Below are 24522 nucleotides of genomic sequence, written 5' to 3'. Positions count from 1 at the left end.
CAGCGAAGAGCTCAGGGGGTGTCGTCCTTATCTTTGCGCCTGCGATGGAGCAAGTCACGATAGCCGCCACGCATGAGACGCAGCCCCATCTGGACCACGCGAATGGTCCGACTGCGCAGATCGTGTGTCTTCCACCCGCGATCGGGAATGCGAAGCGTGCCAAACAGGCCTTGCGCGATTTTGCGATAACTGTTCCCTTCCAGCCACCCATCAATCGCACGCAGAGCGAGGATGTGCCGGCGCCGGGTCGCGATCGATTGAGCAAGAGGGACCGATCCAATGGGGCGTTGTTCGAGCGCTAGCCAAAATCGATGGGCTGCTTGCAAACGGATGTCGAAGTCGCGGTCGAGTGGCAGGTCGACGGCAACTACTGAGCTGCTCGGTGGACGTTCTCTTAGCCAAAGGCGATGCTTCGCTCCGCCGAGCGGCACGATAACATGCCATCCATCTGGAGCCTCGCGAAGCTCGCTGCCTGCCAGCTTGGCGAAATCAAGCTCATACAGTTTGGACGCCGTCGAGCAGATCGCCGGGCGGACGGCTAGCACGGTCGACAGCGCCTCGGGCGCCCAGAAAACAGCTTGTTTGTCGAACGCCTTTTGCGGGTCAGCCGCGAAACGTCAGCCCCCACTTCCGCCGGAAGTGATCCGTCGCGCTGGATCGTTTGTTGCTGACAGGGGTTCTGTAGTCCTTTTGGTACTCGCGATCGCGGCGTAGCCACTCCCAGGCTATGTCCGCAGTTTCTGCTTTCTTGACCCCATGATATGCGCTCTCTGATCTCCAGTCGGCACTTGGCATCGCAGTGTACCCCTCATGTTTTGAATTGCACGCTAAGGACACAGCAACCTTGTGACGATTTATGGTTGTGCTGTCGCTGTTATTCGATGATTGACGCGGTTACGCGATGGAACGCCCCACTTTTTTCGATTGGAACGAAGGAGCACCCGGTCATCCCACCATTCGGGCGGTTGCCAGCCAAGGAGATCATGATAGCGGCGCGCTGCCCACTTGGTTCGGCCATGGATCTGAATGACGCCCGGGGAAAGATCGGGTCCTTGGTACGCCAAATACAACGAAAGTGAGACGCCGTAGCGCACTTGGATAGGATGGATACCTATGTCTTTATTCCATCAGCCTTGATCAATCGGCGAGCCAGATAAGGCCGGAGACCCGCACCTGGTCCGGCCCAAGGTTCACAGAGGACCAACTGGCGCAACAATCGGTATTGGCCAGGTCAAGCTTCGGGCGCGTTGCAGATACTGTGCGGCCCGTGACACTTGAGTGATCCTGCCGGCGGTCGTGGCTCGAACGGGATGCCGCTTCGGCCCGTGCAGGCTAAATTCGGCGCTACTGGTTGAGCAATGCAGGCGATGAGGATTCGGCCAATGTGACCGCGGCCCGTTCGGCGGCTTGGACCGCTTCACCCGCATGCTCAGCTGCTGCAGCAATCGCGTGGTTGGCCCGTTCGTAAGGCGATTGCAGAGCGCGTAACAGAACCTCCAATCGAGCCTGGTTGTCCACCAGTTTCCCGCTAAGTTGGCGAACGAGATCATCAAGCACATCGTAAGAGGCGATCACCGCCGAAGAATCAGCCTCGATCGGCACATTCCCGGCCAATTCCGGCCCAAGGCGACCAACGAGCCAATCGACCGCTGCGACCCGCGCACGTTCCTGCTTGATCGGTGGAAATAACCGCTCCCAATGCACGTCCACCATGCCGCGCAAGACGCCGAGGCCGACGGCAAGCCCCTCGTATCCCTCGACCCGAAACAAACCGTAAGTCGCCCAACAGGCGACCCGTATATCCTTGGATCGATGCGACAGGATATTGAGCGACAGCGTATTGACGTTAACCCAATCAACCGCAGTTCGTCCGTCGGCGTCCATGCGCCGCACCTGGGCTTCCAGGCTCTTGAATTCGGCAGCTTCACGAATATCGGCGCCGGCAGGTGCAGGGCCAGGCACAGGTGCGGCGCCAAGGCGCGAGCGCGCAACGATGTTGTCGCGAACCATGATCCAGTAATCGATCACACTGATAAAACCACATGGGTTCCCCAGTTGCGATCGGTCGAGTCGTTGAAACTGTCACCTTTGTGCTCGCTCCAAACAATCCATTGAAAGCCTATGATCTTGTAAGCCACCACTGCTGCTCCTTTCACATGCGCTACTGCCGACGTGCTCTATCAAGGCTTATGCCAGTCGCGATAGCTTGATTTGTGAAGGCTATTTGCTCGATCCGACGTGTCATGGCCCCGACGGCATGTCGCACACCTGACATCAGAGACCCTGGCGGCCCTCAGGTCGGCTCAATCATCGGCCGCGCTCGGGTCTCAGACTGGCCCCGCGGCCCTGCCAATAGCTCAGATACCAGGATTGCGGCCGAAGACCGCGCCCCAAGCCGTGGAACTGGAGACAGTAGAAGGCGGCCGCCGACGATCATTCTGTCGCTACCAGAACTAGGATCCAAGCTGACGAACTGAAGGGCTCTCCAGTCAGCTCTGACGGCGTAACCAAAAAGCTTGGCACTTACAGCGGGTCCCAGCCATTTGAGCTCAAGTCAACTACCAACCCTCGTGATTGATCGAGATGACAGATGCATGTCAGCTTCACGGATGAACGTCGGCCGGTCAAGTGCACAAGGAATCGGCATGCAAGACCAAACACCACTTGTCCACGCCAATGGCTCTGCTCAATCCGCGAATTCCTCATTTGCTAAACTGATGCGGGCTCAGGTCTGCTGCAGCAGCGACCTTTCGTTCCTCATGGAAGCGCATGATGGCCTCTCCGCCGCGATCGCTGAGCGTGCAGGTTTCAAGGGCCTCTGGGCATCGGGTCTATCGATAGCTTGCTCGCTAGGTTACCGCGACGCCAACGAAGCATCATGGAGTCAAGTCGTCGACGTCGTCGAGCGAATCGTGGATACGAGCCAGCTTCCGGTCCTCGTCGACGGCGACGGCGGCTTCGGCAATTTCAATAACGCTCGCCTACTGGCGCGCAAGCTGCGTCAGCGCGGCGCCGCCGGCGTCGCACTGGAAGACAGCTGCTTTCCGAAGACAAATTCGTTTATTGGTGATGGGCATCTTCTCGCCGACATTGATGAATTCTCTGGCCGCTTACGTGCGGTGAAGGATACGGTCGCGGACGATCTCATCCTCGTGGCGCGCATCGAAGCGTTAATCGCCGGGCGAGGAATGGACGAAGCGATCTCGCGCGCTCACGCTTACGCCGACGCCGGAGCCGATGCGATCCTCATTCACTCGCGAAGGAGCGCCGCGGACGAGATCCTTGCGTTCATGCGCGCCTGGCAGAACAGACTTCCGGTTGTGATCGTTCCAACGAAATACTATCGAACGCCGGTCTCTGCCTATCGCAAAGCCCACATTTCCACGGTGATCTGGGCCAACCACTCCATGCGAGCTGCAATAGGGGCAATGCGACAGATCTGCGATCGCATCTCCGCTGAGGAGACGACTGCGAGCATTGAGCACAGTATTGCAACGCTCGACGAGGTTTTCGAGCTGTTGGACTACAATGAGCTCGCCAGTGCAGAAGCGCGATACCTACATCCTGACGACATTCGGCAATAGCCTTATTCACGCTGCCACGTACCCGAAGGAGCGCCGCCATGCAATCGTCTGCCCTGTTATCTGCATTTTCCAACGAGGCGCTCGGTCATCCTCATATTGGAGATGACATGACCTGGCATGAACACCGTTACCTAGAGCCAGTGCATTGCTGAGATGCCTCGATCCGATCCCCTCCTTTTCGCGAAATGGTCGGTCGATTCTACCAGCGCATTGAGCCAGCCGACGTGCATGATACCTGGCCCCTCCGAATCGGGTTCTCCTTTGCAGCTCTCGGCAGACCTCACCATGCAACCGCAAGCGACATTGCCGATAGAGGGAGAGCGCTCATGGCCGCGAAATGGACCATTACGCTCCCACCTTTGCGCATCGATCATCTGAAGGGGCACCTCGGCGACACACGAAAACCTCGTGAGCACGCCGGCGCCGAAGTCATGCGGTCTGACCAAGCTCCGTTGGCTCATCTCAAGTCTCGATGCCTTGGACCGATGCCATGGAACAAAGACGCGATGCCTCTCGACGATCAAGCGACCTCCTCAAATGGCTATTAACGCCCCCAAGAAAGCCGTCATTCTCGCAGCCGGCGTCGGCTCTCGGCTACAACCGCTAACCGATCTGCGACCGAAGCCCCTGGTCGAGGTCAATGGCACGCCGATCCTCCACAATGCCCTGCGTAATCTGGAGGCAGTCGGCGTCGAAGAGGTCACGCTCGTCGTTGGCTACCGCAAGGATGCCATTCAATACGCATGTGATCGCCGGTTCGGCGCGATCGAAATCAACTACGTCGAATCATCGGCCTATGACCGTACCGGAAGTGCCTATTCGCTGTGGCTGGCGCGCCGGACACTGCTTTCCGGCGACTGCTACCTTCTCGAAGGAGACGTCTTCTTCGAGGAGGATGCGTTGCGGTATCTGATGCTCAGCCAAGCGACCGACGTTGCTGCAGTCGCTCCTTTTGCTGACTTAATGGAAGGGTCGGCGGTTCTGTTGTCGGATAGCGGCTTCATCTCAGGCTTCCGAATGAAACAAACCGCTGCAAACCTGGTCGCGGATGGACGAACGCTTTTCAAGACGATGAACCTACTACGACTTTCAGCGCCCACTCTCAGAGCAACGATCGTTCCGGCATTGGACGACATCATTGGGTCCGGAGCGATCCAGTCCTACACGGAGGAACTTCTTTCCTACCTCGTGGAAAGACGCGGTCTGCAGCTTGCCGTGGCGCGATGCGATGACGTCAGGTGGTACGAAATCGACAATGCTGAGGACCTGCGCATCGCAGAGCGCATCTTCAGAGGAGCGTAACGCCAAGGCATGACCTGCGGCAGGTGAACGTCCAATGCTCAAATATCTCTGGGATCCCGCGAACGCCATAACAATCGGCGGTCTTCTCTTCTCTTCGGTCAGCTTATTTCTTGCTCTTTCCGGGCGCCTTGAGCTGTCGGTAGCGACCGCGCTTTGGGCCGTTCTATCAGATCACCTCGATGGGGTCGTGGCGGCTCGAACGGAAAACCGCGACCCCGACGTTGCGAAAATGGGAAAGAGCCTCGATGGGTTCGGTGATATTATCTACGGAGCCGTCTTGCCCGCAGCAATTGTAATCCAACTCAGTCACGCTTCCGTCCTCGCCCTGGTGACCTCAAGCGCTCTGCTCGTAGCTGGGGCGATTAGGCTCAGCTACTTTGCCAATTTCGGCAGATCAACCGACGGGTGCTTTTTGGGGGTGCCGCTATCGTACGACATTCCTGTCTTGGCTACCGCTTTTCTGGCCAGACCGCTCGTTCCTGATGAATTGTTCGTGACGTTCACGGTCAGCATTTTCATCGTACTAGCAGGATTGCACGTCGCGCCCATTCGCGTATCACCGCCGAATATGGCGGCCTACGTCGCAATCTCACTATTCGCCATCGTCGCTTCGTCGGCCCTCGCATTCAGGATTCTGAGTTAAACCGCTTCGAGCCTGTGGCCTCGGTCAGCGAACCTTGAACCATCGTCGGCGTCGTTCGGGTTTGACTGGCAACGCGGTCAAATCCGAATTTGGCAGTATTAGGTAAGGAGCGTGGGATGTTGGCAAGTCGCATCTTTGAGGGAGCGGCATTTTATTACGCCCGGTATCAGCCCGAATACCCACACGAGCTGTTCAAATCGCTTCGAGACCAGCTCGCTCTCACACCCGAAAGCCGGCTTCTTGATCTTGGATGTGGTACCGGACAGATCGGACTTGGACTTGCACCCAGCATTGGACATGTGGACTGCGTCGATCCAAATCGGGGAATGCTCGATGAGGCCAACCGACTTTCCGCAGAACGCGGTCTGACGAACATCTCGCTATTCGAAAGTATGGCGGAGGAGATGGACGTGGCCCTAGCCGGGTACAACGGGGCAACGATTGCAAGCGCCTTTCATTGGATGGACCGATCACTCGTTATGGAGACGCTTGATCAACGCCTGCTGTCGTCCGGCAAGGTTTCGATCATCACAAGGGTTCGCGACGAAGCCGCACCGAACGATTGGTGGAATAGGATTTGGGATTTCGTGCACCAGTGGTGGGGTGGATATTTTCCTGCGGGACGCGAAGATAGACGCCGGGAATTGGTTATGAGCAACGAAGACATTCTCCGCAGCTCGAGGTTTCCGAACATCACAAGACAGAACATCCCTTACACGGTATCGTGGACTGCTGAGACGCTGGTCAAGTACATATATTCCACGTCGAAGGCGAGCCCGGGCGTACTGACCGAGAGAAGAGATCAATTCGAAGAACAATTGCGCTCTCTACTTGATCAAGTATCGCCGGCTGGCACGTTCGTCGAAAGATGCCACCTCGATATCCTGTACGCCGCCCGCCACTAAGGCGAGAATAGATCGGCGGTGTTCTCCGCGCCGCTCTTCCCCAGCTGAGCTAAGAAGTAGCTGCCATCTGCTATCGGTTTCGACCTCTGAAGATACGACGTTGATCAGTGCCCTCGCACCTTCGAAATCGACAGCTCGCGATGACCGGTTCGTCCTGCATTGGGCGGAACAGGCTGGGGGCGTTATTGGCCATCATGGTTCTTCATATTTTCCCCTTGGCTGCGACCATGGTTATCAATGGGCTCCCGGTCACTTCCCGAGAATGGAGATCAGTTTGACGCTCCTTCTACTGCGCGCAGAGCAATCGTTATTGCATCAAGGATTCGCGCTATCTGGGTCAGGACCGGATTCCGGATTACATATGATCAATCTTGAGTCGAATGTCATCTCACCCGCCCCTGCTCTGGTACTTGGCCGATGGCGATCGGGGCCAACAGCCAGTACTTGATCCTGGTGCGCTGTAGCGGTTTCCTCTGAAGGGAATTCCAATGTCCGCGGACGAAACGACGGCACCAATTGATATGACGCGAACGACGGCGCCTGAAGTGCCAATTTTCCGCGAATATGTTGAGAGAAGCCTCGCAGCGGTGGCGCGCGAACCCGATCTTGCCGGCACCATGCTGCGCCACCGGTTCCATGGGAGTGCTCGTGACAAGCAAGTCGCAGCGAACTGGTTGGGGCGACGGCTCGGTGCGGTGCCCAACCCTGCCCGCCTTTTGATGACAGGCGGAACCCAGAACACGCTCATGATCCTGTTCTCGCACCTTGCGCCACAAGGGACCGCAATTGCGACGGAAAAGCTAACCTATGCGGCGATTGGCCAACTCGCGACGTTGGGACGGATCAGCGTCTTACCTGTTGATATAGACGAAGACGGATTGCGTGAAGATTCCCTTGAGGCGGTATGCAAAGCTCACAAGGTTGGAGCAGTTTACATTAACCCGACGGGCCACAATCCGACGACCTCGATTATGTCGATCGAGCGCCGACGGAGGGTTGCCGACGTCGCACGCAAGTACACCGTTCCGATTATCGAAGATGATGTCCATGGTCATATAACCGAGGACGCGCCGCCCCCGCTTGCTTCGATTGCTCCCGACCTCACCTGGTACCTAATGAGCGTCTCAAAATGTATGGGGATCGGATTAAGGACAGCGTATCTCATTGCACCATCGGAGGACGGCCTTGCCGATCTTCTTCGACCGATCCCAAGCGTCTCTTCTTGGTTCGTACCCGGCTTGTCCGCGGCCGTTATTACCCACCTGATCGAAAGTGGCGCCGCGTGCGAAATTGCCGGACAGATATCCAGCGAGATTGCGGCCCGACAAGATATTGCGCAGCAGATGCTCGGGCATCTCGGTCTCATGCGCACGCACAGATCATCTCTGCATGTCTGGATCGACTTACCACCCCCCTGGACAATAGAGGCGTTCATCCAAGCAGCCGCCGGCAAGAGCGTGACACTGAGACATCCGCGTGTGTTCGCCACATCCGGTACCGACATCAAGGGACACATCAGGGCGTCGCTGATCGCTCCTTCAACGCACGAGGGGCTTCGACGAGGGCTAAGGGTCATAGCGGACTTGCTCGCCGGTCGAGCTTAGTTTCGTGCATAATGTCAACCGAGCACAGGTGCGAACACAGATGTCGGCGGCAGAATTTGCCTATCTCAACGGCCGAGTTGTCCCATGGGATGACGCCAGGGTGCATGTATTCGCCCCGGTGGCAAAGTATGGCATAGGTGTCTTCGAAGGACTCCGCGGCTATTGGAACGAAGAGGCACAGCAATTGTACCTCTTTCGCGTTGCAGAGCACCTTGAACGGTATGCCTTCTCGCAAAGAGCAATGCGATTCGATCAGCCGATGTTCAGCGATGACTTGACCGAGGCACTCGTTCGCCTCTGTCGCGCAAACGCATTTCGCACAACCGTGCATATCCGGATGATGGCTTTTATTGATGGGCCTGGCGAGTTGGGAGCAACGGGCCCTGTCGGGACCGCCATTACGGCGTTGCCGCGGGCGACCGCTAAACAATCCATCGAAGGCGCCTCTGCCCAGATCAGTTCCTGGATGCGCATGCCGGACAACGTTATGCCCGCACGCATCAAATGCAACGCGAATTACCACAACGCTCGATTGGCCATCATGCAGGCTCAACTCGATGGTTACGACGTTGCTTTTCTCCTCAATTCAAGAGGAAAGCTGGCCGAGGCGCCAGCGATGTGCGTATTTATCGTTCGCGATAATCGATTGATCACGCCGAGCGGAACCAACGACATATTAGAGTCGATCACGCGCCAGACCGTTATTCAGCTAGCCCGCGAGTATCTTGGGCTAGATACCGTCGAGCGCGATGTCGATCGAACGGAACTTATCCTAGCCCAAGAGGTATTTTATTGTGGCACCGGTGCCGAAATCACTCCGGTGACCTCTGTAGACCGCATAGTCGTCGGAAATGGCGAACCTGGAGCGATCACACGACAGTTGATGGAGATCTACCGGGCGATCGTCACCGGCAAGAATGCTGCGTATGCATCGTGGCGGACTCCTGTCTTTTGATGACGTGAAATTCGAACGGACAGCCTTCATATCTCGAATTGAGCCGCAAGCGGTCTGCTCATTGATGCTGTTATCGGCAAACGAGCGCTGTTCCCTCTCGGTTTCGAAATGACCGTTCCAACGTTCGCGCGGGAATAATTGTTGCTGCCATGGTAATCGATGCCTTCGTAGGGGCGCGCTCTAAGGCATCAATCCCAGCGCAGCGCTATCAGCGGTCTTCCAAGAGATCCTTAGACACCGAAGCAACGGAGAATCTCGCAAAGGCAATGATCGCGAGCAGCGCCGTGGGCATCATTAGTTCCACACGACTGCACGTTCAAGGAGACCGTCGAACCGAGCCGCATGGATAACATCAGAGATTGTTTTGATGCACTGCCGGAATAGGACGGTCGCCGGTGTAATCGACCCGACGTCAATTGGATCGTGATACGCACGCTACCTTCGCTCTTCAGCTACCGGTGTTTGTAGTCTGCCCCTCGAGCGTGCTTCAATAAGATGGACTACGTGGTTGATTGTGGATGCGATGAACTCACGCTCGCTCAGGAACCTACGAAAATTCGTTGTCTTGGAATAGGCGCGAGCGGTTAGTGAGCCAACTGGCTTCGTCCTCTACGACGATCAACTGTAAGCGTAGCTCTGAGGCCCATTTGATTGGCGCTTGACGTCTATTTTGAGCGCGTGGTGCGCCGGCGCGGCTTCCATATGTCGGACAACGCATTGACAGCGGCCTCAAGCGCCTTCCGGTCGACGACGTTGGGATCGAACTGCTCCGGGCCCCAGAGGCGCATATGTTCGTGCTCCGGATGGGTGGGGTCGCTGATGGCGTCGAGGTATTCAGCATAGCCTGGCGCACCGCCGACATCTTCCGGAGGACAACGGCCAGCGGCCTCGAGCAAGAACGGAAGTCCCTCCGTTGTCGTGTTGTCGAACCACTTTTCAAGCTTGATCACGTGATCCCAGCTGTCGCCGAGGTCGTAGAGATAATGGATCGTCTTCGCGCCGGTCTCCTGAACGATATTAGAGAGCCGCGTCTTGCGGGCATCGATGGGCTGAGGGCCAAAATCTCCATCGGGATCAGGGATACCCCAACGTCCTTCGCCGGCCAGGAACTCGAAGAGATGGCTGTTCGTCCAGCCAAACGCCGCCTGAAGCGTCAGATGCAGCCGATCAAGGCGCAGCGTGAGCGGCACGACAAGGCATCGCATCACCTCCGGTTTCACATCCTTGAGGGTCACCTTGATCCGGACCGCGGTCGTGTTCAGGCTCATGCCGCCAGCCTCGGATCGTGTGCATGCATCGTGTAGATCGACGCCCAAGGGAGCAGTTCGTCCAGTCGCGCCGCAGGCCAACCATTGACGAGCTTCGCGAGAACATCAGCGAGCCAGTGCTCGGCGCTGACGCCATTGAGCTTACAGGTCTCGATTAACGAAGCCAGAACTGCCCAATTCTCGGCGCCCTCGTCGCAACCGGCAAAAAGGGAGTTCTTGGCGTTGAGCTTGATCGGCCGCATCGCACGCTCGACAGCATTCGTGTCCATCTCGATGCGCCCGTCATCAAGGTAGAGCGTCAGGCCGTCCCAATGACGCAACGCGTAACGCAAGGCCTTCGCCGTGTCGCTCTTTTGTGCAAGGTGATCAAGCTTGGCCTCAAACCACTGCTTCAAGGCTGTAGCCAGAGGTCGGGCATGCGCCTGCCTGCCAGCACGGCGCTCGGCATCCGATCGGCCGCGGAGCGCTTTCTCGACCGCGTAAAGTTGGGCGATGCGCTCAAGAGCCTCGCGGGCAACCGGAGCTGGCGCCGGAGCAGCCTCGCGCTCGATCTTCACAAACTGGCGCCTCAGATGCGACCAGCAGAAGGCGAGCGTTCCGGACAAGGCGTCCGCACGCGTCTCTCGGGTCATGGTCTTGTAAGCCTGATAGCCGTCGCAGTGGATGATGCCGCGATAGCCCTCGAGCAGCCTCAAGCCATGAACGGCCCCACGGCCCGGTGCATAGGCGTAAACCACGCCAGGTGGGTCAGGTCCGGCCCAGGGCCTGTCATCGCGTGACAGCGCCCAGAAGTAGCCGGTTTTGGTCCTGCCGCGCCCTGGATCCAGCACCGGCGCCGGGGTCTCATCGACACAGAGCTTCGAAGAGGCGAGCAGAAGCTGGCGCAGACGATGCCACAAGGGCTTCAATTCCTGGGCGGCGTAGCCGACCCAGAAGGCGAGCGTGGAACGGTCCAGCGCTATTTCGTGGGTCGCCAGCATCTGCGCCTGACGATAGAGCGGCAAATGCCAATGATACTTGGCGTCAATTACATGCGCGACGAGACGCTCGGTGGGCAGTCCCCCCTTGATCAATCGCTCGGGCGCAGCGTGCTGGAGGACGACGCCATGACAGGCGCGGCAAGCCAGCTTGGGCCGGCGGGTGACGATCACCCTGTATTGCACCGGAACGACGTCGAGCCTCTGGCTCTCATCGTGACCAATCTCAACGAGATCGCCTTTGCAGCACGGGCAGCAGGTTGCAGCCGGCATCAGCGTTTCGACAATGCGTGGCAAATGCTCCGGAAGCTGACCACGGTTGGCTCTGCGCTTGGCAGTTCTCTTCTCGCGGGCTCTGGGATTGGCGCGATCCTCAGCTGCTTCGAGAGCCGCGACGGCCTCTTCGATGTCCTCCAGAACAAGCTGCAGCTGATCAGCGTCCAGCTTTTCCGACGATCGACCGAACTGCGCATCCTTCGCAAGCTTGAGCAACCGCTCGAGCCTGGCGCAGCGATCCAGCAGAGCCGCGGCAAAGACACGCAGCTCGGCTGGATCGCTCGGCAGCTCATCAGGCAAATCACTCATTGGCCCAAGTCTGCCATGCTTCGCGCCCCGATGCAGCGAAGATTTTATGTCCTACGCAAGTGCTTTCGGCTGCGGGATTCGAGGCGCGTGCATCCGCGTCCAATCCATGCCGGCCAGAAGCGCGGACAGCTGGGCGGCATTCATCCGCATCACGCCGGCCACGATGGGAGGCCATTTGAAGCCGCTGCCATCGAGCCGCTTCCAATACATCACAAGGCCGCTGCCATCCCAGACGACAATCTTCACCCGATCGGCGCGCTTCGCACGGAACACCACCGCCACGCCCTTCATCGGGTCATGGCCCAGCGTCTCCTTCGCCAACAGCGCCAAGCCCTCCGCACCTTTTCTGAAGTCCACAGGTTGCGTCGCCACGTAAATCATGAGGCTCGCGGGCGGCGTCAGCATGAACGTGTCCGTCGAAGCGCCAAGAACACATCACTCAACACAGCAAGGCCAGGCGTCCCTCGCACCTCCACGCGTGCCCCCTGGAGTTCAACCGTCACAACGGCTGCTTCCGGCGACCCGGTGGGCTCTGCGGCCGCCGGTAGCGCCGATTCCGATACCACCGGCACGAACGACAGCGTGTCCGCCGAAGCCGGCAGCACCAACTGGCCCAAACGCGCCCGGCGCCGCCAGTCGTGCACCTGTTGGGGCCGGCACCCATGGCGACGCGCGACATCTGTGACAATCGCCCCCGGCTCAAGGCTTTCCGCGGCAATCTGTGCCTTCAAATCGTCCGGCCAGCGCTTTCGACCTGCGCCTGCGTACACTTCGATACGCGGTGACAACGGTCGTCTTATGTCGTCCGAATGGTCGTCCATTGTGAGCACCCTTGCAGAAGATGACTCTTCTAGCGGTCCTCTCAGGACTGAGTACAAAAATTCTCAAGGGCCTCAACGCCACGCTTACGATCAACTCGTCTGAACGGACTTGCCAGCGAGGGATCTACTCTCTCGCTCGTTTGCTTCTTGATTGAGGGACTCGTCATGAACGATCGTGTGACGTGGCAGCTCTATAATGGCTCCGCTCTCGACTACGATGAATATCGACCCAGGTATCCACGCGACGTTTTTGGTCTCCTCTCAGACTATCATTCGCCACTTTCGCCGCTGCGATCGGCCGCAGACGTCGGCGCGGGAACGGGGATCTTCAGCCGGCAACTGATGGCGTCAGTTCCGAGCATTGAGAGCTTAGCCTGTATTGAAGCGAACCCGGATATGGCAGCCGTCGCCAAGGAGCGATCCGCCATCTTTCGTGGCCTCGACGTCATTGTCGGGTTTGCTGAGATGCTCCCGCTTCCAGATCGTTCATGCGATCTTGTCGCAGCAGCAACGTCGGCCAACTGGTTCGACAGGCCGCTTTTCTACCAGGAAGCCGCACGGGTGCTGAAGCCTTCCGGAACATTGTTGCTGCTACAGAACACTCATCGGTACTGGGATAGCGCATTTCTCGATGATTTCGCCAGTCTTCAAGAACGCCACATCCCCGGATTTCGTCGAGGTCACTACTCTGATTTCTGGGGCGGCTATGGGAAAGCTGATTTTGAGGCGGAACTTCGTTCGCGTCACGATTTCGTGGCTGTGGAGTGCCATAAGCTGGAATGGCGCCAGAGTGTTACCGCAAAGCAATTTCGCGGCTACTGCCATTCAGGACATATAAAAACGGCCATTGCTCAGTCTGGCGCTGCAACGATCGCAACGGAGCTCGAGGCTTTTCTTGGTCGGCACCAGGACACGTCCGGTTGTGTCGCTGTCGACTGGCTCACTGATGTCATTATGAGCAGAGCCCCGCCTTAGAGGCTCGCAGGACGGCTAAATTCCTTGTCAGAACTTGCGCTGTTCGCAGAGGCCACGATCAGAGTTTTGGCTCACGACCCATTGAGAATCATAATCGCAGGTTCACCTGTTAGCGCATCATCAGTGCAGCGGGTGTCCTGAGGTCTCACCACCCGTGAAGGGGGTGGCCCGTTCTTATCCGGCATTTTCCTTTCGGTGTCTTTGGCGAGAGACCCGTGTTAATCGTCGTGCCCATTAATACTTGGAACAACTGCCAACACCTCCATACTTAACGCGACAATTGCGAGCCATCTCCCCCCGCAGCCCGAGGGTCTACTCTCCCGATATGGGCTTCTGCCTGGATAGCCACCGTTATCGCATTTTAGATGCGTTCACATCGACTTATTCAATGATCGTCATCCCTGCGTTGCGGTCTCGGTGCGAAGGACAACGCGTCAAGAGTTCTCACCGCGTCTCGGGGATCCTATGCAGGTCAAGATAAATAGCAACGATGTTGCCAGCGTACACGATCGACCAAACGATCAGACAAAGCCGCCATACTCGGCTTCAGGACATCCCTTCAGCTGTCGTCCACCTAGACACGCGGAGCTTGTGGTCGCATGTGCCTTAGCAGCAGGTCTCTTCAACGGATCTGCGCTGGCGCAAACGGTTAATATTTCTGATCAAAAAAGCAGCACTGCCGATGAGAGCACGAAGAGAACCGTTCAAAGCAAGAGAGCCCCGGCCGGAAGATCCGACGAGATTAGAAAAACACGAGCAGCGCGTTTTGGTGGCCGCTTGGCGCCGGCACAAGCTACGATCCCACAGGCCGACAAATTCGCGAAATTCGAAAGCCTTCGCATAAAGGGACTGGAGGTCAACTTACCTGGTCCAGCCGATACTGTCGTTCAGGATAAAGGTGGCGCAAGATCCGCGCTGGCAGAGATCGGGATCGGTTACATTGCCTGGACGCAAAATACCTATGTGAACAATCTTCTACCGAACGCAGCCAAGAGCACCATCGCCAATCAACTATATAGCGGACAGAATCCGACCTTCTACACGCTGAGCTACATGATGGTAACCTATGATCTGAGTCGATATGGGATTCCGGACGGTCAAATCATTGTCGGAACCGAACAGCAATCCTGGACATGGCAGCCTGGTGGCCCAGATAGATGGGGAATAAACACGATTGCTTACTACCAGACGTTTTTCGATCGGAAGATCGAGCTCAAAGTTGGCTATCTGATGAATTCATATGAGTTAGCCGGCACAGTGGTCGGAGGAAATCCAGGAGCGAACGTTTTCGGACCCTCGTCGAATGTCCTGTATCAGGGAGGGATGAACTTTGCGCCGGCGCCAACGCCAACTCTCAACCTGACGTACCATTTTGATGACCGCTTGTATAACAAGGTGTCATTGCAGCGCTCCACTAGTCCAGACGGGGTATTTGCACACATAACTACAAATCCAACGGGCCTGAACTGGAGTACAACCAACGCGGGTATTCTGTTGCTCGACGAAAGCGGCTATCGGAATGGCGCTGCTCCCGGCTTACCCGAGACGTGGTTGCGGGCGGGTGTTGGCTTCAACAACAGCCACTACACGAACTTGGCCTATCCAACGCAACCGAGAGCCGACGAGAATAGCCTCTATTACGTCGCTGCCGATAGGCAACTCTGGCAATGCGATGCTCGGGAGACCGCATCTCGCGGCATCTATGGTGGATTCTCGGTCATGGGCGTTCCGCCTGACCTCAATAAGGTCAGCCAGTATTACGAAGTTCGGCTTTATGCGAAGGGACTTTTTGATCGCCGGCCTAGTGACCAGATCTCGCTTGTTGCGACCGACACGGTTTGGAGCAACTTTGCAGTAGATGCTGCAGCGGCTAAGGGGAATCTCGTGCATCGGGACGCTAAGGCGATCTCAGGGACCTATACCGCACATCTTGGCCCCGGAATATATGCGAGCATAGGGCTGACATATATCGATCACCCGACAAGCATCACATACACCCCCCAAATCGGCCATGCTCTGAACTTTTCGGCGTCTACCTCGATATTCTTCTAGCGAGCCGCGACAGTCGCATGTGACCAACGCCGCTCCGAGCTTGGACAAGCTGAAGCCGAAGAGCCACCGAGCGAGGAGCTAAAACGGGCCGACGCGAGATTGAGGATCGGATGAGGAATATCCGCGTTCAAGCCGGTGCAAGAAGGCGACGCTGATGGCGTCGCCTTGGCGAGTTGGCCCACGCCCGCCCCTTCTGTCATTGGTCGTGCCGACAAGCGTAATTCGATGACTATCAAGCCTCCCGAAGCAGGCCACGATCGCATATTGCGTGGGCTCTCATCAAATGTCGATGCATGTCATTCGCATGTTGCGAGCAGCATCTTGAAGTTCTTCGCCGGTCGGCATGTTCCGTGGGGTCAACGATTTCATTACTGTGGCGGGATCGAAAGCCACGCCAACGCTCACGTTATTGATCAACCGAGACAACTGAGCTTGAAGAACGCCTTCCCAAACACCTGTTCGGTGTCTCGCCGGCGATCAATGCCAATGCCGGTCAAACCACACCGGCAGGACGATCTGCCAGTTGAGGTGCTCGCTCCCTTCGTTCCCAAAAATTGGAGACTAGCAATGAGACGTCTGCTTGCGGTGACCTTGTTCGTCCTGGTCGCGATTGTTGGCCACGGCCCCAATACGGTTCACGCGCTGGAACTGCGCGTCAGCTACTCGCCGGCGAATTTCTCCGCGATGTACAACGCCGTTGCGGCCGAATTCATGAAGACGTATCCCGACATTACAATCAAGTTCGAAACGGCAAAGAGCTACGACGACCTGCTGCAGAATACCCTGCGTGCCACATTGATTAACGATGCGCCTGACGTCTCACACGAGGGCCTGAACTATATACGGCTGTTCGCCGATCGCGGGCTTGCCGTGCCGCTCGACCGCTTCATCGCGGCCGATGCGGAGTGGAAGAAACAAGGCATCGCCGACGCCATCCGAAACATCGGACCAACCGGTGATAAAACTTACGCCGTTCCGTTTTCGCTGACAACGCCGGTGCTGTTCTACAACAATGCGCTCGTCGCCCGTGCTGGCGCTGACCCCGCCGACCTGCCGACCACATGGGACGGTGTGTTCGATTTGGCAAAGAAAATCGCTGAACGGGACCCGATCGTCAGCGGGTTTTACATGGAATATAGCGCCAATGGGGCGTGGGGCTTCGAAACTCTGCTTTTTGCCGATGGCGGCAGGATGATGACCAAGGACGAGGGCGACATCGCCTTTGACCAGCGGCAAGGGCTTGCCGCGATGACGACCGCAAAGCGCGCCGCCGAAGCCGGAATGATCGACTTGTCGCGTGACAACGCCCGCCAGTCCTTTGTCGGCGGCAAGATCGGGATCTACTTGACGTCAAGCAGCCTCCTCACCGACTACGAGCGGCAAATCGGTCAGCATTTCAGTCTGACTATGACACCGATTCCTTTGGCGCCTGACGGCAAGGTCCTGGCCGCCGGAAACGGAATGATTATCCTAACCAAGGATCCCGCTCGACAGGAGGCCGCCTGGAAGTACATCAAGTTCGCAGCAAGCCCGCGGGCACAGGCGATAATGGCGGCAATGACCGGCTATACACCAGTCAACACGGCCGCACTGTCGGATCCAGAGCTGCAGAAGCGTTATCTGGAAAAGCCAAACTACACCGTTCCGCTGCGGCAACTCAGTGATCTGACCGCCTGGTATGCGTTTCCGGGCGAGAACAGCGCGAAGGCCGCAGCGATGATCGTAGACAAAATGCAACTTGTCCTGGTTCGTAAGCTCTCGGCGCAGGCGGCGCTCGAGGACGCCGCCAAGGAGGCACGCAAGCTCATTCTCAAGAAGTGAGGACGTGTACGGGCGCGGCTCCGCCGCGCCCGCGTCGCATGTCTAGCCTTTTCTTGGGTGACGGGAAGCCACACCGAGATCGCAGCAATTATTCATTTGACACCCAGCTACCGCGCCCGGCGTCGCATGAGCGGGAAGACGAGCGCCCGGCCGTCGCGCGCAGTGCGATCGGAGGAGCGTCAATCAGAAAATCATGCTTGATTGCGTCGGTGGCACTATAGGCGACTTGGATGTGATTGAACTCTGCTCGGCGCGGCCAGATTCGGGGTGCGCGCCTTGCATAGCGGACTGGCAAAAGCGACGTCCAGAGGTCGATGGCCTCAATACGCGTGAATGCGTATGAGACGTGTGAGAGGCTGGAGCTGTCATGCTCCGTTGGTCGATGCCGTCTGACTGCCTAAAATGGCCGAGACTTCGGCCTGCAGGGATGCGATATCGGAGGCGAGATTTGTCAGATGACGTACGGTTGCTTCGGCGCCCCGCTCACCCACGAAGAAGAAATGACCGCCCGAAACAGTACGAGTAAGGCGGCGCGGCAGATCGAACATCAGCGACCGCAGCTGCTCCCAGCGCTGCGGAAGGATAGTGGAGAGGTCGCGGCAGCCGCTAACGTGCCGCTCGAAGACCTGCTGTGCATTCAAGAAACCCCAGGTGAGCGGGTCGGTCAGTGCGTGGCGCGCATCGGAAGGCCGCGTCGGCGCGATCACTCCCGTCAGCGGATGGGAACCGTAATCGAAGGTGCCGAGTTCATCCGTCACTTGGGCAACCGAAAGGATCGCACTGCGCGAGCGCAGAAATTGCGGCTCGCCGCGCAGCAGCAGCGGCGTATTCACGCGATAGTCGCGTCGGTAGACATCTTCAGGAATGATCACGCGGTCGTTGTCGGCCGATTGGGCGGCAAGTTCGGCACACCAATTTGAGTGACGCGTTGGCAGACCCGGCTCATGGGCCGAGAGATCCCACAGGCCTGTCTCCGTCACGGGCTCACCCTTCTCGAAGACCGGCACTAGGCCTGGAAACGGAGCGCTCGCAGCAAGCGAGATAACCCCCATGGCCGGCAGGCCGCCTCGGGCTAGTCCGTGACAGACAGAACGCACAACCCGGCCCGCCATGCTCCAGCCGGCCACGACAACCTGGCACGGCGCCGGACACCTCGACAAAAGGTCCAGAGCGATCGCGGCGACCGACGCTCCCCAGTCACTCACCGTCATCTCGGGATAGAGCCGCGGAAAGGCGGGGTGGTCGCAAGGATAGGAGACCGCGAGAAGTCCCCATCCGACCTCGCGCAACCAGAAGTCAACGAAATCCCTTGGATTTGCGCCGGGATGGCCATACGCGATCCGGGCCAGATGGCCACCGCCAGGCAAAAACACCACGGTCGGATTGGTCCCGGTGGGCGGGCGCCAAAACGCAATCGCAGGAAAGGTGGCGCCATTGAGAAGCAGCTCGTTCGAAAACAATGCGGCCGTCGATCTCGAGGCCGCCTCTGAAGCTGTTGGCGGACGGCGAACCATTCCATGTCTCCAATGATGATGCGACTTGTGTTTCAGGACGTCAGCTCGGCGGGTGACCGAAAGGAGAGTACGCGTGGGTCGTCACGACCATGGATGAACGAGCACAAGCAGCATGACGCCGCCTACTTTCACTCCGCCGCAGCTCTCGCCGCTGACCATTTCTTGTCTACGCTCGTTCGCCGTTGCCGCTACGCCCTGGTGACCTACGAGGACCACTGGCTAGGACGCCATCCCCATATGGAATCGGTGGCTCGCCCTCCGTCGCGATATGCCACAGGACCCGCCTTTCGCTGGTGTCGAACGCCTCACGTCTATGAAGCGTGTAGCCATTATCGAAAACGAAGAGATCATTGACACCTATCACGTCGCCCCATGTGTCGTTGTAGGCTTCGACATAAGTCCATAGCAGGTCTGAGAGCTTCTCACTCTCCTCGCTCGTCAGGCCTTCGATCAAGCATTGTCGTTGGCGCGGGAGATATAGCGATGGTCTCCCACTATGCGGGTTTCGGCGTACGAGCGGAAAGCTGGGACCAATATGCCGACGATCGGCCCCTTCAGGAAGTGCCGCAATTTGCTCGGCATATTCAGGTGCGAAGTTATACTTGGAATAATGAATGCAACTCAGTTCGCTCAGATAGGATGTCAGGTAGCGAGGAAGGCGATCATGGACGTCGGAGAGGTTCATGAAGAAGGTCTTCGGCGGGTTCGCTTTGGGCGACTCCCGTCCATACAGAAACGTCAGTTCGACGGGCTGCGGCAGATAGGTGCCATCAGTATGCCAATAGTTCTCAGACGAACCACCGTCACCAATCGGTCTGCCATCAATTGATACGTTTGAGACCACCTTGATTTGAGGATGACTACTCAAGTGAGCGCTCGTCGCCGCCGTCGCGCGCTTGAGAGTCTTTGTATGTCCGAAGGCTGATGCAAGGCCAACAAATTCGTCTGCTGATAGGTGTTGATCACGAAAGCGAAGGACAAAGTGCGTTTGAACCGCTTCGCGAACCGCAGCGACAACCGCAGGGTCTTTCGATTCAGCCAACTTACGCAAGTCAATATTGGCGTCCGCGCCGATTGCGCGGGAGAGCTTCGTTATTGTGAACATCGAAGTTCCTTTCCGGACTTGTCCATTTGAGCACATTGCGGGGGCAACGCCTGTGCATACGCCGAGGCGAAATATCGATCGCTTCGGTAAGCCTATTGTTTGACGGCCCCTCCGATCAGGCCGTCGACAAACCAACGTTGAGCGACAACGAAGGCGCTGGCCAGCGGCAGCACGATAACGGTAGCTGCAGCCATCAGAGGACCGTAGTCGTTGCCAGCCTCCTCGTTCTTGAAGACCACGATGCCAAGCGGCGGCGGCATCAGCGACTGATCGCGCACGGCGATAAGCGGCCAAAACAGGTCGTTCCAGTGCCCGACCACCGAGAAGATTGAGAAGGCGATGACGGCCGGCAGTGCCATCGGGACCATTACCTTCCAGACGATGGCAAGTTCACAGAGACCGTCGAGGCGGGCAGCGTGCACAACATCATCCGGAATGGTCTTGAAAAATTGCCGGAACAGGAAGATGCCGAAGGGTGAGACGACATAGGGAAAGATCAGCGCAGTATAGGTGTTGAGGATGTTAAGTTTGTACCCGAGTATAAACAGCGGCAGCGAAAGCACCTGGTGCGGCAGGAGCAGACCGACAAGCACCATCTTGAAAAGCTGGTCGCGGCCGGGAAATCGCAATTTGGCAAGCCCATAGGCGCACGGAGCACAAACGAGAATTTGTAGTGTCAGGATCACCGCGCATACGATCAGGCCATTCCACAGGTAGCGCGGTAACGGCACTTCGGTCAGCGCCTTTTTATAGTTCTCGGCACCGAAGAATTGCGCGGGCCAGAATGACGCGTGGAATATCTCGCCGGACGGCTTGAGCGACAGCAAGATCATCCACAGGAAGGGAACGAGTATGAGCGCTCCGGTGAAAAGTAGCACGACATGTCGAAGGACGGCGGCGGGTCGCGACAGGCGGCGAGTGGATGTGGTGGCGCTCATTGGTAATGCACCTTCCTATCCATGATGTGGACCTGAACGAAAGTGAGGGTCACGATGATGGCGAGAAAGACGACGGCAACGGCCGCGCCATATCCGGTGCGTAGATACTCAAAGCTCTCCCGATAGAGCGTGTAGAGTAGTGCTTCGGAGGCGTGGCCGGGGCCACCTTGCGTCAGGACCTCCACGGCATCGAAGGATTCGAACGCCTTCAGCGCCACGACGATGACAACGAACATCGAGACCGGCCCGAGCAAGGGCAGAGTGACGGTGCGAAGCCGGTCGAGCCTCGTGTCAGCACCATCGACATCGGCTGCATCGTAAAGATCTGGCGGGATGTTTTTCAGGCCTGCGAGAAACAACACCATCGCGTAGCCGAGGTTCTGCCAAATCCCGATCACGCCCAGCACCGGAAGGACGGTATTTTCATCGCGCAACCAGTTGGCGGTCGGGAGGCCGACGGCGGCGAGGGTCTGGTTGACGAGGCCGATCGTGGGATGCAGCAGCGCTTCCCAGGCAATAGCCATAGCCGTGACCGTCGCCATAAAGGGCAGAAAGTGGATGGTGCGATAGAATAGGCGGCAGGATTTCCCGCTTTCGATCAGGAGCGCGATAAGAAGACCGGCAACCAGAGTACCCGGCACGACGATCAGAGCATAGAGGACTGTATTGAGAAGCGAGGCTCTAAAGCCCGCGTCAGCGAAGACCTCACGAAAGTTGGCGAGGCCAACAAAGGATAAAGAATCCGCCCCGAACTGCCAGTCGGTGAGCGCGATGACGAACACAGAGATCACCGGCAGGAAAAACAGCACGAGCAACGAGACGAGCGCCGGCCCAACCAGCGTCCAAGCCGCCAGCATTTCCGCAAAGCCACGCCTGCCCGCCCGTGACGCGGAGCGGGCCGGGACCGTCAGAATACCACCCGTCGCGGACGCCTCGTGGGAGACGTCCGAACGAGCAATAGGCACGCTCATCGAGCGATCTCCCGGATCGGCGAGACCGATGTTCGGCCGGATTGCACTTCGTTGCGCAAACGCTGCCCATCCCGTGTAAAGAGAAGCACGCGGTCCGGCCGGACGCCAACATGCACGGTCTGGCCAGTGGCGATATGAGGTGCCCGTTCCGCGAGCAACCTTGCAATCAATGGATGGTCGACGCCCGCCAGATCGAGATGAACGAACAAATCGGAGCCCATATGCTCGATCATCCGCACTGAACCGGTCAGTGCGCCCTGCCCACCGCGGTCCGCAAGATGAAATGCCTCCGGGCGAATGCCGAGGGTGAGAGGCGCGCCGGCGAGTGCATCAGCCTCGATCGCAAGAGTCGATCCGGCCAGATCGATTAGACCACGTTGGCGCACCACGCCGTCCAGTATGTTGATCTTGGGCGAACCGATGAACTCGGCGACGCGCCGATTGTCGGGGTCGGCGTAGATGTCCTGCGGCGGAGCAACCTGCAATAGCTCGCCGTCGAGCATCACCGCCACCCGATCCGAAAGGGTCATGGCTTCGGCCTGGTCATGCGTGACATAGATGAAGGTGACTCCGAGCCGCTGGTGCAGCTCCTTGATCTCGGCACGCATCTGTACACGCAGCTTGGCATCGAGATTGGACAGCGGCTCGTCCATCAGGAAGACGGCTGGATGGCGCACCATCGCCCGACCAACCGCGACACGCTGACGCTGGCCACCGGAGAGCTGCCCCGGTTTGCGCGATAACAGATGGCCGACGCCGAGGGACTTGGCGGTACGGGTGACTTCCACGTCGATGTCCGCAGTGATCTGCGCCGTTCTTGGAAGCAGGCGATTGAGAAGGGGAAGACGTTGCAAGGCTGATAATTTGCGCATGCGCAACGGCAGAGCCATGTTCGAGGCGACGCTCATGTGGGGATAGAGTGCGTAGGACTGGAACACCATCGCGATATCCCGCCGCTTTGGCCGCAGTCCATCCACCACGCGCTCGCCGATCCAGACCGAGCCGGCATCCTGCATCTCAAGTCCGGCTAGGATGCGCAGCAGCGTCGATTTTCCGCATCCCGATGGTCCCAACAGCGTCAGGAACTCACCATCCGCTATCGACAGCGAAACGCCGCGCAGGACCGGCGTCTGCCCGTAATTCTTGTTGATGCTTTCGATCGAAACCGATGCCACGGCGTTACTTCCCCACTGTCATGGAACCCTTGCGCAAGCGCGACCAGGAGATCCTCTCCCCTTCGACAAGTAGATCGAGCTTCAAAACCTATCGTGCTACAGCTGGATGACGTTGATCGAATAATTCGATCCAAATCCGCGCTATATGCGATGACGCAGCTAGTGCTGAGCTCACAACAGCCGCTCAACGCATTGCCTCGCTCGCGACATCGCTAAAAAAGCGATTGTCGCGCTATGGCGGGCTTCGGCGCAGCTCTGTCGCGGGACGTCGGCAACTTTTAACCCAGACGCACCATCTTTCGCGTCCTGCTGATGATTCGATCTGGCCCGACGTCGTCCCATGTACCTGCGCCGTCCCAACACGCTGGATAGCGGGCATCTTGTTCGTCTTTCATCAGACGGCGAGCTTGTAGGAAGGTTATCTCCGGCGATGCGAGCAAAGCATCACAATTGCGGTCAATTCATTCGATAACCGCGATTCTCAGTTTGCCAGCGAGTAGAAGCGGTCAACAACGTTTGCGTTTTCGCAGATGCTCCGTTTCGCCTCTAGTTGCATGATGATTCAAGTTTGCTTCTCGGCAGGACGGCTCAAGCGTTGCCGCACCTCAGAAACCAAAACCATGACTTCGGACGCAGCCGAGTAATATGATTACGACTTCGATGAGATCACGCTCACTCGGAGCGAACTGGATTTCGACACGACATCCGCGATTTGCGACGCCGGTATCCAGGCAATTCGCGACGGGACGACGAAATACACATCAGTAGGCGTCAAGCCGTTGGGCAAGGCGATCGGGAAGAGATTGGATTGCGACTGCGGGAGCGAGCAGATCACGGTGGGTTGCGGTACCAAGCAGGCCGTGTTCAACGCAGGCTTCGCCAGCCTCGACGCAGGGTGACGAGGTGGTGATCCCGACATCGTGCTGGGTCTCCTACCCCGATATGGTAGCGCTCGCTGGCGGCAAGAATTCCAAAAAGCCGCGCCCTGAGGCATTGGACGCAGCGATCACGCCTCGTACCACAAGTGGCTGATGCTGAGCTCGCCCTGCAATCCGACCGATGCGGTCTACAGCCGAAGCGAGCCATTGGCGCTCGCCGCGGTGCTGCGGACCATGTTCTCGTGCTATCCGATGACATCTATGAAAAGCTATCCTACAACGTCGACGTCGTCACTATGGCCGCGGTCGCATCGATCCTCTACGGTCGCACGCTGATCATCAACGGTGTATCCAAGGCCGACGCAATGGCCGGCTGGCGCAGGTGCCGGACGGCACCTTCTACGTCTTCCCTTCTTGCGCGCAGGTGTCATCGGCAACCGGACGCCCAA

General features: G+C 58.0%; 21 protein-coding genes. 9 read left to right on the top strand and 12 right to left on the bottom strand.

Annotated elements, in window-relative coordinates; genetic code table 11:
- Positions 1-11 precede the first annotated feature (11 nt).
- The 3 genes from P6U25_RS10465 to P6U25_RS10455 form a co-directional block, all read right to left on the bottom strand.
- Positions 12-545 carry a DUF2285 domain-containing protein gene (locus P6U25_RS10465; protein WP_407151194.1) on the bottom strand — a complete coding sequence of 178 codons (534 nt, stop codon included), beginning with the start codon at positions 543-545 and terminating at the stop codon, positions 12-14.
- A 58-nt stretch (positions 546-603) separates the two neighbouring features.
- Positions 604-795: a transcriptional regulator domain-containing protein gene (locus P6U25_RS10460; RefSeq protein ID WP_407151193.1), complete on the bottom strand. Its 192-nt coding sequence runs from the start codon at positions 793-795 to the stop codon at positions 604-606.
- Between the two features lie 549 nt (positions 796-1344).
- A complete protein-coding gene (locus P6U25_RS10455; protein WP_407151192.1) occupies positions 1345-2028 on the bottom strand; it encodes a type VI secretion system ImpA family N-terminal domain-containing protein in 684 nt (227 codons plus the stop codon).
- 689 nt (positions 2029-2717) lie between these two features.
- On the opposite strand from P6U25_RS10455, the gene aepX reads away from it, so the two are divergent.
- From aepX to ilvE, 6 genes are all read left to right on the top strand, one after another.
- Positions 2718-3584 (top strand): phosphoenolpyruvate mutase, encoded by an 867-nt coding sequence (gene aepX, locus P6U25_RS10450; RefSeq protein WP_407152488.1) that lies wholly within the window; start codon positions 2718-2720, stop codon positions 3582-3584.
- Positions 3585-4121: 537 nt separating this feature from the next.
- Positions 4122-4886 carry a phosphocholine cytidylyltransferase family protein gene (locus P6U25_RS10445; RefSeq protein ID WP_407151191.1) on the top strand — a complete coding sequence of 255 codons (765 nt, stop codon included), beginning with the start codon at positions 4122-4124 and terminating at the stop codon, positions 4884-4886.
- 34 nt (positions 4887-4920) lie between these two features.
- Positions 4921-5529 carry a CDP-alcohol phosphatidyltransferase family protein gene (locus P6U25_RS10440; protein WP_407151190.1) on the top strand — a complete coding sequence of 203 codons (609 nt, stop codon included), beginning with the start codon at positions 4921-4923 and terminating at the stop codon, positions 5527-5529.
- A 116-nt stretch (positions 5530-5645) separates the two neighbouring features.
- Positions 5646-6434 (top strand): class I SAM-dependent methyltransferase, encoded by a 789-nt coding sequence (locus tag P6U25_RS10435; protein WP_407151189.1) that lies wholly within the window; start codon positions 5646-5648, stop codon positions 6432-6434.
- Between the two features lie 488 nt (positions 6435-6922).
- The gene (locus tag P6U25_RS10430) at positions 6923-8038 is read left to right on the top strand and encodes a PLP-dependent aminotransferase family protein (RefSeq protein ID WP_407151188.1); all 1116 of its coding nucleotides are present in this window, start codon (positions 6923-6925) and stop codon (positions 8036-8038) included.
- A 40-nt stretch (positions 8039-8078) separates the two neighbouring features.
- A complete protein-coding gene (ilvE, locus tag P6U25_RS10425) occupies positions 8079-8993 on the top strand; it encodes a branched-chain-amino-acid transaminase (RefSeq protein ID WP_407151187.1) in 915 nt (304 codons plus the stop codon).
- A 665-nt stretch (positions 8994-9658) separates the two neighbouring features.
- Here the strand turns inward: ilvE and P6U25_RS10420 are convergent.
- From P6U25_RS10420 to tnpA, 4 genes are read right to left on the bottom strand one after another with little or no spacing between them, the layout of a single operon-like run.
- Complete coding sequence (locus P6U25_RS10420; protein ID WP_407147861.1) at positions 9659-10261, bottom strand: plasmid pRiA4b ORF-3 family protein; 603 nt, start codon at positions 10259-10261, stop codon at positions 9659-9661.
- Complete coding sequence (gene tnpC, locus P6U25_RS10415) at positions 10258-11823, bottom strand: IS66 family transposase (RefSeq protein ID WP_407147860.1); 1566 nt, start codon at positions 11821-11823, stop codon at positions 10258-10260. Before tnpC ends, P6U25_RS10420 begins: the two co-directional genes overlap by 4 nt.
- Before the next feature lie 51 nt (positions 11824-11874).
- Complete coding sequence (tnpB, locus tag P6U25_RS10410; RefSeq protein ID WP_011931031.1) at positions 11875-12228, bottom strand: IS66 family insertion sequence element accessory protein TnpB; 354 nt, start codon at positions 12226-12228, stop codon at positions 11875-11877.
- On the bottom strand, positions 12222-12644 hold the full coding sequence (gene tnpA / locus P6U25_RS10405) for an IS66-like element accessory protein TnpA (protein WP_247280258.1): 423 nt from the start codon (positions 12642-12644) through the stop codon (positions 12222-12224). Before tnpA ends, tnpB begins: the two co-directional genes overlap by 7 nt.
- 165 nt (positions 12645-12809) lie before the next feature.
- On the opposite strand from tnpA, the gene P6U25_RS10400 reads away from it, so the two are divergent.
- From P6U25_RS10400 to P6U25_RS10390, 3 genes are all read left to right on the top strand, one after another.
- On the top strand, positions 12810-13619 hold the full coding sequence (locus P6U25_RS10400; protein WP_407151186.1) for a class I SAM-dependent methyltransferase: 810 nt from the start codon (positions 12810-12812) through the stop codon (positions 13617-13619).
- A 465-nt stretch (positions 13620-14084) separates the two neighbouring features.
- A complete protein-coding gene (locus tag P6U25_RS10395) occupies positions 14085-15671 on the top strand; it encodes a carbohydrate porin (RefSeq protein WP_407151185.1) in 1587 nt (528 codons plus the stop codon).
- 567 nt (positions 15672-16238) lie between these two features.
- The gene (locus P6U25_RS10390; RefSeq protein WP_407151184.1) at positions 16239-17492 is read left to right on the top strand and encodes an ABC transporter substrate-binding protein; all 1254 of its coding nucleotides are present in this window, start codon (positions 16239-16241) and stop codon (positions 17490-17492) included.
- Between the two features lie 365 nt (positions 17493-17857).
- On the opposite strand, the gene P6U25_RS10385 is transcribed toward P6U25_RS10390, so the two are convergent.
- From P6U25_RS10385 to P6U25_RS10365, 5 genes are all read right to left on the bottom strand, one after another.
- Positions 17858-19006, bottom strand: a complete 1149-nt coding sequence (locus P6U25_RS10385) for a hypothetical protein (protein ID WP_407151183.1) — start codon at positions 19004-19006, stop codon at positions 17858-17860.
- A 166-nt stretch (positions 19007-19172) separates the two neighbouring features.
- Positions 19173-20111 (bottom strand): TauD/TfdA dioxygenase family protein, encoded by a 939-nt coding sequence (locus P6U25_RS10380; protein WP_407151182.1) that lies wholly within the window; start codon positions 20109-20111, stop codon positions 19173-19175.
- A 92-nt stretch (positions 20112-20203) separates the two neighbouring features.
- The gene (locus P6U25_RS10375; RefSeq protein ID WP_407151181.1) at positions 20204-21049 is read right to left on the bottom strand and encodes a carbohydrate ABC transporter permease; all 846 of its coding nucleotides are present in this window, start codon (positions 21047-21049) and stop codon (positions 20204-20206) included.
- Positions 21046-21906: a carbohydrate ABC transporter permease gene (locus P6U25_RS10370; protein ID WP_407152487.1), complete on the bottom strand. Its 861-nt coding sequence runs from the start codon at positions 21904-21906 to the stop codon at positions 21046-21048. Before P6U25_RS10370 ends, P6U25_RS10375 begins: the two co-directional genes overlap by 4 nt.
- A gap of 110 nt (positions 21907-22016) precedes the next feature.
- Positions 22017-23195 (bottom strand): ABC transporter ATP-binding protein, encoded by a 1179-nt coding sequence (locus tag P6U25_RS10365; RefSeq protein ID WP_407151180.1) that lies wholly within the window; start codon positions 23193-23195, stop codon positions 22017-22019.
- Between the last annotated feature and the right edge of the window lie 1327 nt (positions 23196-24522).

The sequence above is a fragment of the Bradyrhizobium sp. ORS 86 genome, assembly GCF_045571475.1.
Lineage (GTDB): Bacteria > Pseudomonadota > Alphaproteobacteria > Rhizobiales > Xanthobacteraceae > Bradyrhizobium.
Note: the sequence above shows the minus strand (reverse complement) of the source record. Positions and strands in the feature narration are given on the sequence as shown.

What these genes read in the sequence shown, in the direction of transcription:
- P6U25_RS10460 (WP_407151193.1), bottom strand. Translation starts at nt 795, where the DNA reads ATGCCAAGTGCCGACTGGAGATCAGAGAGCGCATATCATGGGGTCAAG.
- aepX (WP_407152488.1), top strand. Translation starts at nt 2,718, where the DNA reads ATGCGGGCTCAGGTCTGCTGCAGCAGCGACCTTTCGTTCCTCATGGAA.
- P6U25_RS10445 (WP_407151191.1), top strand. Translation starts at nt 4,122, where the DNA reads ATGGCTATTAACGCCCCCAAGAAAGCCGTCATTCTCGCAGCCGGCGTC.
- P6U25_RS10440 (WP_407151190.1), top strand. Translation starts at nt 4,921, where the DNA reads ATGCTCAAATATCTCTGGGATCCCGCGAACGCCATAACAATCGGCGGT.
- P6U25_RS10435 (WP_407151189.1), top strand. Translation starts at nt 5,646, where the DNA reads ATGTTGGCAAGTCGCATCTTTGAGGGAGCGGCATTTTATTACGCCCGG.
- P6U25_RS10430 (WP_407151188.1), top strand. Translation starts at nt 6,923, where the DNA reads ATGTCCGCGGACGAAACGACGGCACCAATTGATATGACGCGAACGACG.
- ilvE (WP_407151187.1), top strand. Translation starts at nt 8,079, where the DNA reads ATGTCGGCGGCAGAATTTGCCTATCTCAACGGCCGAGTTGTCCCATGG.
- P6U25_RS10420 (WP_407147861.1), bottom strand. Translation starts at nt 10,261, where the DNA reads ATGAGCCTGAACACGACCGCGGTCCGGATCAAGGTGACCCTCAAGGAT.
- tnpC (WP_407147860.1), bottom strand. Translation starts at nt 11,823, where the DNA reads ATGAGTGATTTGCCTGATGAGCTGCCGAGCGATCCAGCCGAGCTGCGT.
- tnpB (WP_011931031.1), bottom strand. Translation starts at nt 12,228, where the DNA reads ATGCTGACGCCGCCCGCGAGCCTCATGATTTACGTGGCGACGCAACCT.
- tnpA (WP_247280258.1), bottom strand. Translation starts at nt 12,644, where the DNA reads ATGGACGACCATTCGGACGACATAAGACGACCGTTGTCACCGCGTATC.
- P6U25_RS10400 (WP_407151186.1), top strand. Translation starts at nt 12,810, where the DNA reads ATGAACGATCGTGTGACGTGGCAGCTCTATAATGGCTCCGCTCTCGAC.
- P6U25_RS10395 (WP_407151185.1), top strand. Translation starts at nt 14,085, where the DNA reads ATGCAGGTCAAGATAAATAGCAACGATGTTGCCAGCGTACACGATCGA.
- P6U25_RS10390 (WP_407151184.1), top strand. Translation starts at nt 16,239, where the DNA reads ATGAGACGTCTGCTTGCGGTGACCTTGTTCGTCCTGGTCGCGATTGTT.
- P6U25_RS10385 (WP_407151183.1), bottom strand. Translation starts at nt 19,006, where the DNA reads ATGGTTCGCCGTCCGCCAACAGCTTCAGAGGCGGCCTCGAGATCGACG.
- P6U25_RS10380 (WP_407151182.1), bottom strand. Translation starts at nt 20,111, where the DNA reads ATGTTCACAATAACGAAGCTCTCCCGCGCAATCGGCGCGGACGCCAAT.
- P6U25_RS10375 (WP_407151181.1), bottom strand. Translation starts at nt 21,049, where the DNA reads ATGAGCGCCACCACATCCACTCGCCGCCTGTCGCGACCCGCCGCCGTC.
- P6U25_RS10370 (WP_407152487.1), bottom strand. Translation starts at nt 21,906, where the DNA reads ATGCTGGCGGCTTGGACGCTGGTTGGGCCGGCGCTCGTCTCGTTGCTC.